Raw genomic sequence first — 16,036 nt, forward strand, 5'->3', positions numbered from 1 at the left:
TGCCCCGTTGACTCAACCGGACGAAAGGCCAAGCGGCTCCCTTTGTGACGCGGGTTGTTTTGTGGGTCAAAAAAACAAAAACCCCGCAAACCATTGAATTTGCGGGGCTTTGTCTTTGAATCTGGCGGAGAGGGTGGGATTCGAACCCACGGTACGGGGAAACCGTACGCCTGATTTCGAGTCAGGTACATTCGACCACTCTGCCACCTCTCCGGGGTACTGCCTTTTTACTGCTTCTCCGGTCTTGGTCGGCAACCAGAGAAGCGAAGATTATAGAACATGTTTCGGCTTTTGCAAGCCCCTTCCGTAGAAAAATTTCGCGGGCAAGGCATTCGCCTGTTCTGACCAGTCAGTGCCGGCGAGTCAGGCGCCCATTTCGAGACGCGCGACGCCGCCCATATACGGGCGCAACGCTTCGGGCACCGTGACCGAACCGTCCGCTTCCTGGTAGTTCTCGAGCACGGCCACGAGCGTGCGGCCCACCGCGAGACCCGAGCCATTGAGCGTATGCACGAGCTCCGGCTTGCCCTGGGCGTTGCGGTAGCGCGCCTGCATGCGGCGCGCCTGGAACGCTTCGGTGTTCGAGCAGCTCGAAATTTCGCGATAGGTGTTCTGCGCGGGCAGCCACACTTCGAGGTCGTAGGTCTTGGAGGCCGAGAAACCCATGTCGCCCGTGCACAGCGTGATCACGCGGTAGGGCAGGCCGAGCTTCTGCAGAATGGTTTCCGCATGCACAACCATCTGCTCCAGCGTGTCGTACGACGTTTCGGGCGCGACGATCTGCACCATCTCGACCTTGTCGAACTGATGCTGACGGATCATGCCGCGCGTATCGCGGCCATACGAACCGGCCTCCGAGCGGAAGCACGGCGAATGCGCCGTGAGCTTGATCGGCAGCGCGCTGCCTTCGATGATGCTCTCGCGCACCGTGTTCGTGAGCGGGATCTCCGAGGTCGAGATCAGGTACTGCGTGATGGTGTTCTCGGCGCCGCCCTTCTCCACGCGGAACATGTCCTCGGCGAACTTGGGCAGCTGGCCCGTGCCGTACAGGATTTCCGGATTGACGATGTAGGGCGTGTACGCTTCCGTATAGCCGTGATGCAGCGTGTGCGTATCGATCATGAACTGCGCGAGCGCACGGTGCAGGCGCGCGATCTGGCCGCGCAGCATCGTGAAGCGCGCGCCCGAGAGCTTCGCGCCCGTCTCGAAATCGAGACCGAGCGGCGTGCCCACGTCGACGTGATCCTTCACCTCGAAGCTGAACTGGCGCGGCGTGCCCCAGCGGCGCACTTCGACGTTGTCGTTTTCGTCGCGGCCCACGGGCACGCTCTCGTGCGGCAGGTTCGGCACGCCGAGCAGCAGGTCCGAAAGCTTCGTCTGGATTTCATCGAGCACGGTCTGCGACGCCTTCATTTCGTCGCCGATGCCGCCCACTTCGGCCATGACCGCCGAGGTGTCCTCGCCGCGGCCCTTCATCGCGCCGATCTGCTTCGACAGGCTGTTGCGGCGCGCCTGCAGTTCTTCGGTGCGGGTCTGGATGGCGCGGCGTTCCGCTTCGAGCGCGGAAAACGCCGCGACGTCGAGGGTGTAGCCGCGGTCGGCGAGGCGCTTGGCGACGCCGTCGAGGTCTTTGCGCAGCAGCTGGATGTCGAGCATGGGATTGTGAGACGCAGTTTCGTTGTATGAAGCGCCGATTTTAGCGCACCGGCGGCGCCTGGCCCCGCGTGCTAGCCCTTGCGCTTGCGCTCGCGGATTTCGTCGCGCGAGTTTTCCCGATTCGCGTCGCGCCATTGCGCGTCGAGGTCGGCAAGACGCGCGAGCTTCTCGCCGATCTTGCCTTCGAGCCCGCGCGGCGTCGGCTGATACCAGCGCGGCTCGCGCATGCCGTCGGGCAGATAGGTTTCGCCGGCCGCGTAGGCGTCGGGTTCGTCGTGCGCGTAGCGGTACTCGTGGCCGTAGCCCAGCTCCTTCATGAGCTTGGTCGGCGCGTTGCGCAGATGCACGGGCACCGCGCGCGACTGGTCCTTGCCGACGAAGCGCCGCGCCTCGTTGTACGCCATGTAGCCCGCGTTCGACTTGGGCGCGACCGCGAGATAGATCACGGCCTGCGCGAGCGCCAGCTCGCCCTCGGGCGAGCCGAGGCGCTCGTAGGTCTCGGCGGCGTCGAGCGTGATGCGCGCCGCGCGCGGGTCGGCAAGGCCGATGTCCTCCCACGCCATGCGCACGATGCGCCGCGCGAGGTAGCGCGGGTCGGCGCCGCCGTCGAGCATGCGGCAGAACCAGTAGAGCGCGCCGTCCGGGTTGCTGCCGCGCACCGACTTGTGCAGCGCGCTGATCTGGTCGTAGAACGCGTCGCCGCCCTTGTCGAAGCGGCGCAGGTTCTCGGCGAGCGCGCTGCCGAGCAGCTCGCCGTCGATCTCGGTCTTTTTCTGCTGCGCGGCCGCGCGCGCAACGATTTCGAGGTTGTTGAACAGCTTGCGCCCGTCGCCGTCGGCCGAACCGATCAGCGCTTTTTTCGCTTCGTCGGTGAAGGTGAGGCCGCCCAGCTCCTCGCTCGCGCGCGCGAGCAGCTCGCCCTGCTCCTCGTCGTCGAGACTCTTGAGCACGTAGACCGCCGCGCGCGAGAGCAACGCGCTGTTCACCTCGAACGACGGATTTTCCGTCGTCGCGCCGATGAACACGAACAGGCCCGACTCCACGTGCGGCAGGAAGGCATCCTGCTGGCTCTTGTTGAAGCGATGGACCTCGTCGACGAACACGAGCGTCTGATGGCCGTGCGCGCGGTGCATCTGCGCCTGTTCGACGGCCTCGCGGATGTCCTTCACGCCCGAAAGCACCGCCGAAAGCGCGATGAACTCGGCGTGGAAGGCGTCGGCCATGAGGCGCGCGAGCGTGGTCTTGCCGACGCCGGGCGGCCCCCAGAGAATCATCGAATGCGCTTCGCCCGATTCGAAGGCCACGCGCAGCGGCTTGTTGGGCCCGAGCAGATGCTTCTGGCCGATGACTTCGTCGATCGAGCGCGGGCGCAGCCGCTCGGCGAGCGGAACGTTGGCACGGGTTTCTTCAAACATGACGTTTTCGCGATAATGTCGGCTTTCCCGGGGCGTGGCCGGCTTCGAAGGCGTTTGTTCGCGCCCCGAAAACGGCCTGCCGCGCCGGATGCAATCGTGCATTATGACAGCCCGGGCAGCCGCGCGAGATGCGGGGCTTCGGCGTGCGCGAACGGCCGACCCCGCAAATATCAGACAAAACAGACGACACAGAGGAAAGCGTTACCCATGACTCAAGACTCGAAGGCAGGCACGGCCGGTTCAGGCACGGCCGGTTCAGGCGCGGCCGGTGAAGCCGGCTCGACTTACGCGCCCAACGTGCCCGTGCCGGACGCGCGCCGCCAGTTCCGCACCGGCGACGCCTTCGCGCTCTGGTTCTCGCTCGGCATCGGCCTGCTGGTCGCCCAGGCGGGCGCGCTGCTCGTGCCGGGCCTCTCGCTGCCCCATGCGCTCACGGCCATCGGCATCGGCAGCGTGATCGGCGTCGTGCTGCTCGCGCTCGCGGGCGTGATCGGCACCGACACGGGCCTTGCCGCCATGTCGTCGCTGCGCCCGACGCTCGGCATTCGCGGCGCGTCCGTGCCGGCCGTCATCAACATGGTGCAGCTCGTGGGCTGGGGCTCGTTCGAGATCATCGTGATGCGCGATTCCGCCGATGCGCTCGCCAAGCAAGCCTTCGGCCTTTCGATGCCGCTCGTCTGGACCGTGATCTTCGGCCTGCTCGCGACGCTGCTCGCGGTGAGCGGCCCGCTCTCGTTCGTGCGGCGCTTCCTGCGCACCTGGGGCATCTGGCTCCTGCTCGCGGGCGCCGCGTGGCTCACGTGGAGCCTGCTCGCGCAGCACGACATCGACGCGCTGATGCGCCGCCCCGGCACCGGCGAGATGCCGTTCGGCAGCGCGATCGACCTCGTCGTGGCGATGCCGCTCTCGTGGCTGCCGCTGATCGCCGACTACACGCGCTTCGGCCGCCGCGCGGGCGAGACGTTCCGCGGCACGCTGTTCGGCTATGGCATCGCGAACCTGTGGTTCTATGCGCTCGGCGCGATCTACGGCCTCGCCGCGGGCGGCGGCGACGCGCTGCTCACCACGGCGCTCGCGAAGGCGGGCGGCGGCTTCGCCCTGCTGCTCGTGCTGATCGACGAAATCGACAACGCCTTCGCCGACATCCACTCGGCCGCCGTCTCCACCGGCACGTTCTGGACGCGCGGCAGCGTGCCGTGGCTCTCGGCGGCGTTCGGCGCGCTGTGCACGCTGATCGGCCTCGTGGTGCCGATGGCGCGCTACGAGAACTTCCTGCTCTTCATCGGCTCGGTGTTCGCGCCGCTCTTCGGCGTCGTGCTCGCCGATCACTTCATCGTGCGCCGCCGCCGCATCGACGCGCGCGCGCTCGCCGATCTGGGCGGCGCCTATGGCTACTCGGGCGGCTGGCATGTGACCGCGTTTATCGCGTGGGGCATCGGCTTCGGCGCGTATCAGGCGCTCAATCAATGGCTGCCGAACCTCGGCGCCACGCTGCCCTCGCTCGTGATTGGCGCGGTGTGCTATCTCGTGCTCGCGGGACGCCGGCGCGAGGCTTACGCTTAAAGCGCCGAGCGCGCTCGACAACGCGTCGAGCCGCGCTCAAACCTGTGCTCCAAACGACAACGCCACGCTTCATAGCGTGGCGTTGTTCTTTTCAGCGAGCGGCGCGCTCATGGCACGCCGCACGTTTCATCGGCATTCCTCAGCGAATTTACTCGCAGTGACCGCAGCCGCCGTGCGAGTGATGCGCATGATGCGCGTGGTCTTCAGCAGGCAATGCCTGCGCGGCCTGCGCGCTGATACCCAGACGCTGCAGCAGCTTGCGGTCGGCTTCGGCCTGCGGGTTGCCCGTCGTCAGCAACTGGTCGCCGTAGAAGATCGAATTCGCGCCCGCCATGAAACACAGCGCCTGGAGCGCGTCGTCCATCTGCTCGCGCCCCGCCGAGAGACGCACCATCGCCTTGGGCATCGTGATGCGCGCCACCGCGATCGTGCGCACGAACTCGAACGGATCGAGCGGCTCGGTGCCTTCGAGCGGCGTGCCGCTCACCTGCACGAGATTGTTGATGGGCACCGACTCCGGATACGGCTCCATGTTCGCGAGCTGGGCGATCAGGCCCGCGCGCTCGCGGCGCGACTCGCCCATGCCGACGATGCCGCCGCAGCACACGTTGATGCCCGCGTCGCGCACGCGTTCGAGCGTTTCGAGGCGGTCCTCGTAAGTGCGCGTCGAGATGATCTGGCCGTAGAACTCGGGCGAGGTGTCGAGGTTGTGGTTGTAGTAGTCGAGGCCCGCGTCGGCGAGCGCCTTCGCCTGGTGCGCTTCGAGCATGCCGAGCGTCACGCAGGTTTCGAGGCCCATCTGCTTCACGCCGCGGATCATGTCCTTGATCGGCTCGAGATGGCGGTCCTTGGGATTGCGCCAGGCCGCGCCCATGCAAAAGCGCGTCGCGCCGTTGGCCTTGGCCACACGCGCGGCGTCGAGCACGGCGTCGACGTCCATGAGCTTGCTCGCGTCGAGGCCCGTGTCGTGATGCGACGACTGCGGGCAATACGCGCAATCCTCCTCGCAGCCGCCGGTCTTGATCGACAGGAGCGTGGAGAGCTGCACCGCATTCGCGTCGAAGTGCTCGCGATGTACCTGCTGCGCGCGGAACATCAGGTCGTTGAACGGCAGCTCGTAGAGCGCGGCGACGTCGGCGACGCGCCAGCGCGCGGCGGCCTCGTCCTGTGCGTGAGGCGCGGTCTTCTTGAGCGCGGTGATGTCGATGTGGGCTTCGGTCATGGTGTCGGGGTCTTCTTGACGGGGACGATATGGGTTGGGACGCGTGCGCTCAGTGCGGCGAGCGAGGCGCAGCCGGCGCGAGGGCGCCAAGCCGTGCGAGCAACGCGTCGATATTCAGGTGTTCAGCCGCAGCGTCGGCGCGCGCGCCCGGCATATGCGGCACGACGCCGATGAGCGGCGCGCCGAACTGCGCGCCAAGGCGCTCGCGCAGCGCGTCGATGTTCTCTGCGGGGAAAGTCATGGCCGGGTCGACGCGGTTCGCTACCCAGCCCGCGATGGTGAGGCCGCGCGCGGCGATCGCCTCGGCCGTGAGCAGCGCATGGCTGATGCAGCCGAGCCGCATGCCCACGACGAGCACCACGGGCAGGTTCAGCGCAACGGCGAGGTCCGCGGTGTCCTGCGTCGCCGTGAGCGGCACGCGAAAGCCGCCTACACCTTCGACCACCACGGCGTCCGCGCGCTCGCGCGCCTCGCCGTAGCATTGCACGATGCGCGCCATGTCGAGCGTCACGCCTTCGAGCGCGGCGGCAATGTGCGGCGCAGCGGGCTCCTTGAGCAGGAACGGCGTGCGCATCTCGGGCGGCAGCAGCACGCTCGCGGCGGCGTCGAGCTGATCGGCGTCTTCGTTGTGCCAGACGCCATCGCGCTCGTAGGCCCCCGCCGCGATCGGCTTCATCGCGGCCGCGCGCAGGCCCGCATGCGCGAGACCGCGCAAGAGCGCCGCGCTCACGAAGGTCTTGCCGATCTCGGTATCGGTGCCCGTGACGAAGAGCGAAAGCTTCGCAGTGCTCATCGGGTGTTCTCCGCAGCGTCACTGCTCGCGCGTTGGAGCGCCGCGTTCAGGCGGTCGAGGTCGGCGTCCGAATGCGCGGCCGAGAGCGAGATGCGCAGTCGCGAAGTGCCCGCGGGCACCGTGGGCGGCCGAATCGCCGGCACCCAGAGTCCCTCGCGTTCGAGTGCGGCCTGCAGCGCGAGCGTATCGTCATTCGAGCCGATTACGAGCGGCTGCACGGCCGTGTGCGAATCGACGGGCTGCCAGCAGGTTTCCTTGAGCATCGAGCGAACGCGCCCGATCAGATGGTTCAGATGCGCGCGCCGCGCATCGCCCTCTTCGCCGCCGATCAAACGCAGGCTCGCGGACACCGCGTGCGCGACCGCCGGCGACGAAGCCGTCGTGAAGATGTACGGACGCGCGCGCTGCACGTGCCACTCGATCACGGTGTCGTGCGCGCAGATGAACGCGCCCGAGACGCCCGCGGCCTTGCCGAGCGTGCCGACCATCACGAGGTGCGGCGAGCGCAGCGCGGCTTGCGCGAGCGCGCCGCGCCCCTGCGGACCGAGCACGCCGAAGCCATGCGCATCGTCGACCACGAGCCAGGCGCCGTGCTTCTCGGCAAGCTCGACGAGACGCGCGAGCGGCGCGACGTCGCCGTCCATGCTGAACACGGTGTCGCTCACGATCACCTTCGCGCGCGCATCCGAGGCTTCGAGCATCGCGCTCAAGGCGTCCATGTCCGCGTGCGGATAGATCTCGATGTCCGCCTTCGACAGCCGCGCGCCGTCGATCAGCGAGGCGTGGTTGAGCGAGTCGGAAAAGATCGTCGTGCCGCGACCCGCGAGCGCGGTGAGCACGGCGAGATTCGCCATGTAGCCGGTGCTGAAGTACAGCGCGCGCGGCGCATCGACGAAGGTGCCCGCGAACGCCGCGAGGTCGTCTTCGAGCTGCGCATGGGCACGCGAGTGGCCGCCCAGCAGATGCGAGCCGCCGCTACCGGCGCCATAGCGCTGCGCGCCCTCGGCCAGCGCCGCGACGAGCTGCGGATGCGCGGCGAGCCCGAGGTAGTCGTTGCTCGCGAAGCCGACGCTCTCGCGGCCATCGACGACCATGTGCGCGCTGCACGGCGTATCGATGGTGCGGCGGCGGCGGCGCAAGCCTTGCGCGTCGAGCGCGCGCAGGCCTTGTTCGAGCGTATTGAGCAATTCCATCAGAGGTCCTCCGCGACGGTGGCGTCGAATGTCTCACGCGTGCGCGCGGCGAGGTGCGCCTGCGTTTCGGTGTCGAGAATGTACGGCGGCATCACGTAGACCGTCGTGCCGATCGGGCGCAGCAGCAGTTCGCGCTGCAGCGCGTTTTCGAAGAAGCGGCGCGAGAACGTGCGTGCGCGCCCGGCGTCTTCGATCGCCACGTCGAACGCGAGGATCGTGCCGCACTGGCGCAGGTTGCGCACGAGCGGATGCTGCGCGAGGGGCTCGAAGGCCTCGCGCAGTTGCTCCGACTTTTGGACGTTCGTGGCGAGCACGTCGTCGCGCTCGAAAAGATCGAGCGTCGCGAGCGCCGCGCGACAAGCGAGCGGATTGCCCGTGTACGAGTGCGAATGCAGAAAGCCGCGCGTGGTGTCGTCGTCGTAGAAGGCCGCGTAGATTTCGTCGCGCGAAAGCACGATCGAAAGCGGCAGGTAACCGCCGCTGATGCCCTTCGAGAGCGTAAGCAGATCGGGCCAGATCCCGGCCTGCTCGCAGGCGAAAAAGGTGCCGGTGCGGCCGCAGCCCACGGCGATCTCGTCGGCGATCAGATGCACGCGGTAGCGGTCGCACAGCGCGCGCAGGCCCTGCAGATACGCGGGATCGTGCATCGCCATGCCCGCCGCGCATTGCACGAGCGGCTCGACGATCAGCGCCGCGATGCGGCCTTCGCGTTCGGTGAACACACGCTCGACGTCGGCGAGCGCGCGGCGCGCCACGTCGGCGGCGCTCTCGCCTTCACGCGCCGTGCGCGCGTCGGGCGAGGCCACCACGTGGGCATGGGTCAAAAGCGGATCGTAAGCATCCCTGAAGAGCTTCACGTCGGTCACGCCGAGCGCGCCGATGGTCTCGCCGTGATAGCTGTTGGCAAGGCAGACGAATTCGCGCTTGTTCGTCGCGCCCTGATTGCGCCACGCGTGAAAGCTCATCTTCAGCGCGATCTCGACCGCCGACGCGCCATCGGAAGCAAAGAACGCATGGCCGAGCGTGCCGCCCGTGAGCGCAGTCAAGCGCTCGGCGAGCTCGACCGCGGGCTCGTGTGTGCAGCCCGCGAGCATCACGTGCTCAAGCGTGTCGAGCTGCGCCTTGAGCGCGGCATTGATCGACGGATTGGCGTGACCGAACAGATTGACCCACCACGAGCTGATGGCGTCGAGATAGCGCCGGCCTTCGTGGTCGTAGAGCCATGGCCCTTCGCCGCGCGCGACGGCGACGAGCGGCAGGCGCTCGTGGTGCTTCATCTGGGTGCAAGGATGCCAGACGGCGCGCAGGCTGCGCGCGATCCAGGCTTCGTTGCCAAGGTTCGATTGCGAATTCAAATACGGCTCCCGATTGCTCCCGATTGTGTCCGGGTGGACAGCGGGTCCGAGATTAACGCGTTCGATCCTGCAATGCACTACCCCGAAAACGGCCCCGGAAAGCCCGTGGGCGCGAGGTTTGGCGCGGTTCGGAACAGCTGCGCGCACTTCATCTGCGAAGACCCGAAATGACCGTAGATGACGACGGCAAAGTGAAGCGCGCTTATGCAAAAAAATCTGTGGGTGCGCGCAGAAAAGCCGTGTCGAGCATCTCCGCCGATGAATTTTTTTGGGGGAAGTATCGGGGGCACGACGAGAGCCCAGCGGCAAAGAGAAGACGGCGTGCGAGCGAGCGCACGTCCTTCGGTGGGGGAGTCAGATGTGCAAAACCGCCGTTGCGCTCACGCGCATACCGGCGGTTTCAGGCGCGCTCGCTCGCGCTTAACGGCTTGCGAGTGCGTGCGAGCTGTCTGCGTCGTCGGCGACGGTATGGCCGTCGTCGGCATTGTTGTTCTGCGCCGTGGCCGTGTCGTTCGCCCACACGACGTTGCTGTTCACCGCGTAGAGGCGGCACGGGTCCGAGCTGTGCTGCTGGCAGTTCGCGATGGCGACGGCCATCGGATTGTCGCCGCCTTCGGCCCACGACCAGGCGCCCGAATCGGACACCGCGAAGGCGCGGCTCGGGTACTGCTTGAGGAAGTTGCGATAGCCGTCGCGGCCCGCCTGATCGAGGAACGGCACCGCGCCCACCGAATCGATCGACGCGTAGCCGCTGGCGTGCGGCGCGGCCTGCGTCGCCACGCGGTACTCCACGGCCGTGGGCATGCCCTGATTCGCGAGGAAGGTCTCGACCTTGGGCCACCAGACCTGCACGCCGTCGCGGTCGCCCACGAGGCGGTGCGCGTCGTTCTTGTAGGAGCCGAAGTCGACGAGCTTCGCGCCTGCGCCCGACTGCGCCTCGCCCAGTTGCGCGGTGTGGAACGCCGCGAACATCCGCGTGACGAGATCGGGCGTCCATACCGAATCGTTGTCGCCGTAGAGCCAGAGCGAGGCCACGCGCGCTTTGGCGCCGTAATCGCCGAACGCTTCGGTCAGGTTGTTCTGCCAGCCCGTGCAGGCGTCCTGGCGCAGGCCGCCCGAGAAGTTGATGAGCGCGCGCACGCCGTGCGCCGCTTCGGTGCCGTAGGCCATGGTCGCGAGGCCGCCGTGCGAGGTGCCCGCCACAACGATATGGCTTGCGTCGACATAGGACTGCCTGGCCATGTAGTCTACCGCCGTGGCCACGTCGGCGGCCTGGCCGAGACCGTTGCTCGCGACGTCGCAGCCGTCTTGCTGGTAGGTGCCGCCCGAGCCCGCGAAGCCCTGGCGGTTCGGCGCGACGACGACATAGCCGCGGCGCACGAATTCGCGCGCGAACGACATCGGGTCGCTGCGCGGCTGCATGCGCGGATCGCCGGGAATCTTGCCGTGGTTGAACACCACCATCGGGAACGGGCCGGGGCCATCGGGACGATAGACCGTGGTTTCGAGCGTGACGCCCGAATCGCCGGCTACGGGAATGTGGATGATCTGCTCGTTCATGTCGGCGCGCACGACGGGCAGGTAAGCGTCGTCGAGCGCGATGCGCGGCACGTTGGCGCTGCCGAGCGGGCCGGTGGCGAAGCGCGCGTCGAGAACCTGCGAGGCGTCGCGATGCGCGTTCGACTGCGTGGCGGAGACGGGCGAAGCGGACGAGACGGACGCCTGGGCGCTAGCCAGTGCCGAAGGATCGGAGAGCGATGCTGCGTGAGCAACCGACAGCACGCACGCCGTGCCGGCCACCGCCCATCCGGTAAGAAGCTTCCTGAACGCCATGCGCAACACCCGCCTGCGAAAGTCCTGCTGCCAATCTGCCTACCCGAGCCACTGCGTGGACCTCCCCTGCCCTTTGCGGGCACAACGGCACACCGGCGCGCCTGGCTCGGAAGCCTGGCGTGGCTCTACCCGTTGCTGCGGGGGGAAACACTGATCGGAACACCTGTGCGGCGCCGATCTGTCATCGTCCAGATCCGCCGCCAGCATTCGTCATGAGAGTCGCCGTGCAAGAAAAGACGTTTTTCAACATCTGCTTACGTGGCGGGACGAACACCGTGATTGCATCCTCGCACGACAAATAATTGTTGTGCAATTCAGGGGTAACCCGGCATAAGGCGTGCCAACGCGCGACCGATCCCGCGTATACCTTGACCCGTGGCGCATGGCGGGATTTCGCCGCCCTCGCCGGTCGCGCAGCAAAAAAAAGCAATCCGGGGCGCCGCGTGTCGCGCGCTGCCAACGGCCCCGTTTTTTTGCATTAAGTGCTTGTTTGCAAAGACGTTGTTTTACGCGCCGCAGCGGCGGCGCGGGGGCCCGCTCAGTCTTCGAGGATGTCGCCGTCCACGTAGCGCCAGCGGCCGTCGTCGCCGCGCGTGAAGCGGCTCAGTTCGTGCAGACGGAAGGCGCGGCCGCCGTTCTTGTAGCGCGCGACGAATTCGACGCGCGCGTGCGTTTCGTCAATGGGCTCGTGGCGCTTGACGGCAAGGCCCAGCCAGCGCGGCGCGCCGGGGGCGTCCGGGTCGGCGTCGAGATCGGCGGGACAGGTCTCGGCGGCCCAGGTCGCGCGCAGATAGCCGGCTTCGCCGAGCACGTAGGCCGTGTAGCGCGAGCGCATCAGCTCGAGCGCCGTGGCGGGCAGCGCGCCGCCGTCGATGAAGCGGCCGCAGCAGTCCGTGTAGCGCGGGGGCTTCGCGCCCGATTTCAGGTTGGGCGCGGCGCCCCCGCACGGACAGTCGAGCGGACGCGCGGCGCGCGTGGGTTCAGCAGGCATTGATATCGATCCTTCGCGTGCGATGCGTGTGAAGTGCGCCGGTCAGCGGAACCCGGCAGCACCCAAATAAAAGGGCCGCTCGCGCTAGCGTTGCGGCCCCAGAACACGATTATTACGCGGATACGGCGCTCACCAGTCGAGCTCGGTGCCGTCGTACTGGAAAAAGCGTCCGTTGAAGACGTCGCGCGCGGCGGCTGCTTCGGCCACCACTTCGCGCATGCCGGCGACGCTCGCCGCCGCGTCGATGGCCGCGTGTGCGCCGCCCATTTCGGTGCGCACCCAGCCCGGATGGAGCGCGATGCAGGTCGCGCGACGCGTCTGCAGCGAGGTGATCTTGATGACGTCGTTCACCGCCGCCTTGCTCGCGCGGTAGAGCCAGCCCGTGGTGCCGGTCGTCTGCGTGATGCTGCCCATGCGGCTCGAGAGCACGCCGAGCACGCCGTACGCCGCATCGACGAGCGGCAGCAGGACCGGAATGAGCTGCATCGGGCCGCGCACGTTGGTGTTCATCACGTACTCGAAGTCTTCGGCAGTGATGGTTTCGACACCCTCGGTGCGCGGGCCGTAGACGCCCGAGACGATGAGCGCCACATCGAGCCGCTCGCCGTCGAGCTTCCAGCCGAGCGCGGCGATGTCCTCGGGCCGCGCGATGTCGAGCGGGAACGTCTGGGCGCCGAGCGCGTTGAGCGCCTTGAGCGCTTCGTCGGAGCGCGCCGTGGCCAGCACGCGCCAGCCGGCCTTCGCATACTGACGCGCGAATTCGAGGCCAAGGCCCCGCGACGCGCCCACGATCAACGCTGTTTTCATGTCGCCACCTTTGCTGGGTGCCGCGGCTTGTATGCTGCGCCGCGTGCCGGTATCGGAGGGCGCCGCCTCCCTGCGGCGCCCCTCAAGCGCAAGCCTACATGAGTTCGACGCCCATTGCGGTCGCCTCGCCGCCGCCGATGCACAGCGTCGCCACGCCGCGCTTCAGGCCGCGTGCGCGCAGCGCGCCGATCAGCGTGACGAGAATGCGCGCACCCGATGCGCCGATCGGATGGCCCAGCGCGCACGCGCCGCCGTTCACGTTGACCTTCTCGTGCGGGAGATCGTGCTCCTTCATGGCCGCCATCGTGACCACGGCGAACGCCTCGTTGATCTCGTAGAGATCGACGTCGGCGGCCTTCCAGCCGGTCTTTTCGAAGAGCTTCGCAATCGCGCCCACGGGCGCGGTCGTGAACTTCGCGGGCTGCTGCGCGAAGGTCGAATGGCCGGTCACGCGCGCAAGCGGCTCGACGCCGAGGCGCTTCGCCGTGGATTCGCGCATCATCACGAGCGCCGCCGCGCCGTCCGAAATCGACGACGAATTCGCCGCCGTCACGGTGCCCGTCTTGCTGAACGCGGGCTTGAGCGTCGGGATCTTGTCGAGATTGGCCTTGAACGGCTGCTCGTCGCGCTCGATCGTCGTCTCGCCCGCGCGCGAAGCAACCTTGACCGGCGCGATCTCCCAGCCAAACGAGCCGTCTTCGTTGGCGCGCTTGGCGCGCTTGAGCGACTCGATCGCAAAGGCGTCCTGGCTCTCGCGCGTGAAGTCGAATTCGCCCGCGCATTCCTCGGCGAACGTGCCCATGAGACGGCCCTTGTCGTAGGCGTCTTCGAGGCCGTCGAGGAACATGTGGTCGAGTACCTGGCCGTGTCCCATGCGCATGCCCGCGCGCGCCTTGGGCAGCAGATACGGCGCGTTCGACATGCTCTCCATGCCGCCAGCGACGATCACCTCGGCGGAGCCTGCCAGCAGCATGTCGTGCGCGAACATTGCCGCGCGCATGCCCGAGCCGCACATCTTGTTCACCGTGGTCGCGCCCGCCGCGAGCGGCAGGCCCGCACCGAGCGCCGCCTGGCGCGCGGGCGCCTGGCCCTGGCCCGCGGGCAGCACACAGCCCATCACCACCTCGTCGACCTGCCCGGGCTTCAGGCCCGCGCGCTCGACCGCGGCCGCAATCGCCGCCGCGCCCAGTTGCGGCGCGCTCAGCGTGGAGAAATCGCCCTGAAAGCCGGCCATCGGCGTGCGTGCTGCCGCCACGATCACAATCGGGTCCTTCTGCGTCTCACTCATGTCCACTCTCCTTTTTCAATCGATCAATCGATGATGCATGGTTCGTCATCCTTCGCATTCCTCATGCGGCGCGTGCGTCGGTTTCGCCGTCGCTTTCGTTCTGCACAAAGCGCTCGGGGTAGCGCTCGCGAAAGCGCACGGCCGCGTCGTATGGCAGGCAATCGGGCACCTCGCCCGCGAGCAGGCGCGCCTTGCTCTCCTGCCACAGCGCCGGGTCGAAGAAGTCGGCGTGATGCTCGAGAAAATAGCGCCGCACGCGCGTATCGCCGAGCAAAAATGTGCGGTACGTCTCCGGGAAAATATCGCGCGGCCCCACGCTGTACCACGGCTCCGCCGATAATTCGTCATCCTCATTACGCGGTTCGGGCACCACGCGCACGTTGCACTCGGTCAGATATTCGATTTCGTCGTAGTCGTAGAACACCACGCGGCCGTGACGCGTCACGCCGAAATTCTTGTAGAGCATGTCGCCCGGAAAGATGTTCGCGCGCATCAGGTCCTTCACCGCATTGCCATACTCGCGAATGCCGTGCTCGACTTCTTCGTCGCTGCCGTTCTGCAGCCAGATATTGAGCGGCACCATGCGGCGCTCGATGTACAGATGGCGGATCACGAGATTGTCGCCCTCGTACTCGATCATCGAAGGCGCGAGCGTTTCGAGCTCGTGCACGAGCGCCTCGTCGAGGCGCGCAACGGGCAGCGCGACGCTCGAATATTCGAGCGTATCGGCGAGGCGTCCGAGGCGGTCGTGGCGCTTCACGAGTTGATACTTCGCCTCCACCTGCTCGCGCGTGGTTTCCTTCGGCGCGGGAAAGCTGTCCTTGATCACCTTGAACACGTACGGAAACGACGGCAGCGTAAACACGATCATCACCATGCCGCGAATGCCGGGCGCGGCGATGAACTGATCGCTCGAATGCTTGAGGTGATGCAGCAGGTCGCGATAGAAGAGGTTCTTGCCCTGCTTCTGCAGCCCGAGCGACGTGTAGATCTCGCCCTTCGCCTTGCGCGGCATGATCGTGCGCAGGAACGCCACATAGGCGGACGGCACGCCCATGTCCACGAGGAAGTACGAATGCGAGAAGCTGAACATGATGAGCAGCTCGTCGAGGCGCAGGAGCACGGTGTCGAGCGCGAGCTTGCCGTCGTCCGTGTGGCGGATGGGCAGCACGAACGGCACGAGCAGATCGCCGTTGATGATGCGCCCGACGATATATGCCGACTTGTTGCGAAAGAACAGCGACGCGAGCGTGTGAATCTGGAAATTGGCCTTGGGCTCGACCACGCCGAAGGTGTCGAGCATCGCGCGCATCACGCAGTCCACGTCGCGCTCGAGGTCTTCGAACGGCGTTTCGAGCTGAAAATTCGTGACGATGCGCGCGAGCGTGGCGGCGAGGCCATCCTTGCCCGGATAGTACGCGCGATAAGTGGGCTTGGCTGCGGGCTCGTCGTTCTCGATGTATTCGGTCGAGATCGCGGGCCGCACGAAGATGAAGTCGTTGTTGAAGTACGAGCGATGCAGGATCTTGCAGCACACCGAGTTGAAGAACGTCTCGGCGCATTCGGGCTGCCGGTGGGTCGTCAGCAGACCGATATAGTGGAGCTTGATCTGCTCCCAGACCTCGTCGTCGATGCTCTCGGCGTCGTACTCGTCTTCGAGCGCGATCACGCACTCGCGCACGCGCTCGTCATAAGAAGCGATGCGCTCGCGCGCGAGCTGCTGCAGGCTGCGCCAGTCGCGCGCCTCGAAGCACTCGCGCGCACGCACGGCCGCCGCGCAAAAGCTGCGGTAGTGGCGATTGAAGCCTTCGAGCATCGTCTGCGCAACGTCGAAGCCGATCTGCGACGAAAGCAGTTTCGGGAAATGTCTCATGACGCATTCACCTCGGCTCGACGGCGTGACGATCGGCAGGGAGCGCC

General features: G+C 66.9%; 12 protein-coding genes and 1 tRNA gene. 1 reads left to right on the top strand and 12 read right to left on the bottom strand.

Going from position 1 to position 16,036, the window contains the following annotated elements; all coding sequences use genetic code 11:
* Nucleotides 1–122 precede the first annotated feature (122 nt).
* The 3 genes from U5775_RS03515 to U5775_RS03525 form a co-directional block, all read right to left on the bottom strand.
* Nucleotides 123–213: transfer RNA gene (locus U5775_RS03515), tRNA-Ser, on the bottom strand.
* 150 nt (nucleotides 214–363) lie between these two features.
* Nucleotides 364–1,656: a serine--tRNA ligase gene (gene serS / locus U5775_RS03520; protein ID WP_322056722.1), complete on the bottom strand. Its 1,293-nt coding sequence runs from the start codon at nucleotides 1,654–1,656 to the stop codon at nucleotides 364–366.
* A gap of 71 nt (nucleotides 1,657–1,727) precedes the next feature.
* A complete protein-coding gene (locus U5775_RS03525) occupies nucleotides 1,728–3,071 on the bottom strand; it encodes a replication-associated recombination protein A (RefSeq protein WP_322056723.1) in 1,344 nt (447 codons plus the stop codon).
* A gap of 207 nt (nucleotides 3,072–3,278) precedes the next feature.
* On the opposite strand from U5775_RS03525, the gene cytX reads away from it, so the two are divergent.
* Nucleotides 3,279–4,634 (top strand): putative hydroxymethylpyrimidine transporter CytX, encoded by a 1,356-nt coding sequence (gene cytX, locus U5775_RS03530; protein ID WP_322056724.1) that lies wholly within the window; start codon nucleotides 3,279–3,281, stop codon nucleotides 4,632–4,634.
* Nucleotides 4,635–4,782: 148 nt separating this feature from the next.
* Here cytX and bioB read toward each other — a convergent pair whose 3' ends face one another.
* The 9 genes from bioB to aceK all read right to left on the bottom strand — a co-directional run bounded on the left by bioB (nucleotide 4,783) and on the right by aceK (nucleotide 15,989).
* Entirely contained in the window at nucleotides 4,783–5,856 is a 1,074-nt protein-coding gene (gene bioB / locus U5775_RS03535; protein WP_322056725.1) for a biotin synthase BioB, read from the bottom strand.
* A 49-nt stretch (nucleotides 5,857–5,905) separates the two neighbouring features.
* The gene (gene bioD, locus U5775_RS03540) at nucleotides 5,906–6,649 is read right to left on the bottom strand and encodes a dethiobiotin synthase (protein WP_322056726.1); all 744 of its coding nucleotides are present in this window, start codon (nucleotides 6,647–6,649) and stop codon (nucleotides 5,906–5,908) included.
* Nucleotides 6,646–7,842, bottom strand: a complete 1,197-nt coding sequence (gene bioF, locus U5775_RS03545; RefSeq protein ID WP_322056727.1) for an 8-amino-7-oxononanoate synthase — start codon at nucleotides 7,840–7,842, stop codon at nucleotides 6,646–6,648. Before bioF ends, bioD begins: the two co-directional genes overlap by 4 nt.
* Nucleotides 7,842–9,197: an adenosylmethionine--8-amino-7-oxononanoate transaminase gene (gene bioA / locus U5775_RS03550; RefSeq protein ID WP_322056728.1), complete on the bottom strand. Its 1,356-nt coding sequence runs from the start codon at nucleotides 9,195–9,197 to the stop codon at nucleotides 7,842–7,844. Before bioA ends, bioF begins: the two co-directional genes overlap by 1 nt.
* Before the next feature lie 420 nt (nucleotides 9,198–9,617).
* Nucleotides 9,618–11,030 (bottom strand): dienelactone hydrolase family protein, encoded by a 1,413-nt coding sequence (locus U5775_RS03555; protein ID WP_322056729.1) that lies wholly within the window; start codon nucleotides 11,028–11,030, stop codon nucleotides 9,618–9,620.
* A 538-nt stretch (nucleotides 11,031–11,568) separates the two neighbouring features.
* Entirely contained in the window at nucleotides 11,569–12,021 is a 453-nt protein-coding gene (locus tag U5775_RS03560) for a YchJ family protein (protein ID WP_322056730.1), read from the bottom strand.
* Nucleotides 12,022–12,150: 129 nt separating this feature from the next.
* Complete coding sequence (locus U5775_RS03565; RefSeq protein ID WP_322056731.1) at nucleotides 12,151–12,828, bottom strand: SDR family oxidoreductase; 678 nt, start codon at nucleotides 12,826–12,828, stop codon at nucleotides 12,151–12,153.
* A 94-nt stretch (nucleotides 12,829–12,922) separates the two neighbouring features.
* Nucleotides 12,923–14,116, bottom strand: coding sequence for an acetyl-CoA C-acetyltransferase (locus U5775_RS03570; protein WP_322056732.1), 1,194 nt, complete (start codon nucleotides 14,114–14,116; stop codon nucleotides 12,923–12,925).
* Between the two features lie 61 nt (nucleotides 14,117–14,177).
* Complete coding sequence (gene aceK / locus U5775_RS03575) at nucleotides 14,178–15,989, bottom strand: bifunctional isocitrate dehydrogenase kinase/phosphatase (protein ID WP_322056733.1); 1,812 nt, start codon at nucleotides 15,987–15,989, stop codon at nucleotides 14,178–14,180.
* Nucleotides 15,990–16,036 lie beyond the last annotated feature (47 nt).

The sequence above is a fragment of the Paraburkholderia sp. J63 genome (assembly GCF_905220245.1).
Lineage (GTDB): Bacteria > Pseudomonadota > Gammaproteobacteria > Burkholderiales > Burkholderiaceae > Paraburkholderia.

Coding starts and splice junctions, on each gene's coding strand:
- bioD (WP_322056726.1), bottom strand. CDS start 6,649: ATGAGCACTGCGAAGCTTTCGCTCTTCGTCACGGGCACCGATACCGAG.
- bioF (WP_322056727.1), bottom strand. CDS start 7,842: ATGGAATTGCTCAATACGCTCGAACAAGGCCTGCGCGCGCTCGACGCG.
- U5775_RS03560 (WP_322056730.1), bottom strand. CDS start 12,021: ATGCCTGCTGAACCCACGCGCGCCGCGCGTCCGCTCGACTGTCCGTGC.
- U5775_RS03570 (WP_322056732.1), bottom strand. CDS start 14,116: ATGAGTGAGACGCAGAAGGACCCGATTGTGATCGTGGCGGCAGCACGC.
- U5775_RS03565 (WP_322056731.1), bottom strand. CDS start 12,828: ATGAAAACAGCGTTGATCGTGGGCGCGTCGCGGGGCCTTGGCCTCGAA.
- U5775_RS03555 (WP_322056729.1), bottom strand. CDS start 11,030: ATGGCGTTCAGGAAGCTTCTTACCGGATGGGCGGTGGCCGGCACGGCG.
- aceK (WP_322056733.1), bottom strand. CDS start 15,989: ATGAGACATTTCCCGAAACTGCTTTCGTCGCAGATCGGCTTCGACGTT.
- serS (WP_322056722.1), bottom strand. CDS start 1,656: ATGCTCGACATCCAGCTGCTGCGCAAAGACCTCGACGGCGTCGCCAAG.
- bioB (WP_322056725.1), bottom strand. CDS start 5,856: ATGACCGAAGCCCACATCGACATCACCGCGCTCAAGAAGACCGCGCCT.
- cytX (WP_322056724.1), top strand. CDS start 3,279: ATGACTCAAGACTCGAAGGCAGGCACGGCCGGTTCAGGCACGGCCGGT.
- U5775_RS03525 (WP_322056723.1), bottom strand. CDS start 3,071: ATGTTTGAAGAAACCCGTGCCAACGTTCCGCTCGCCGAGCGGCTGCGC.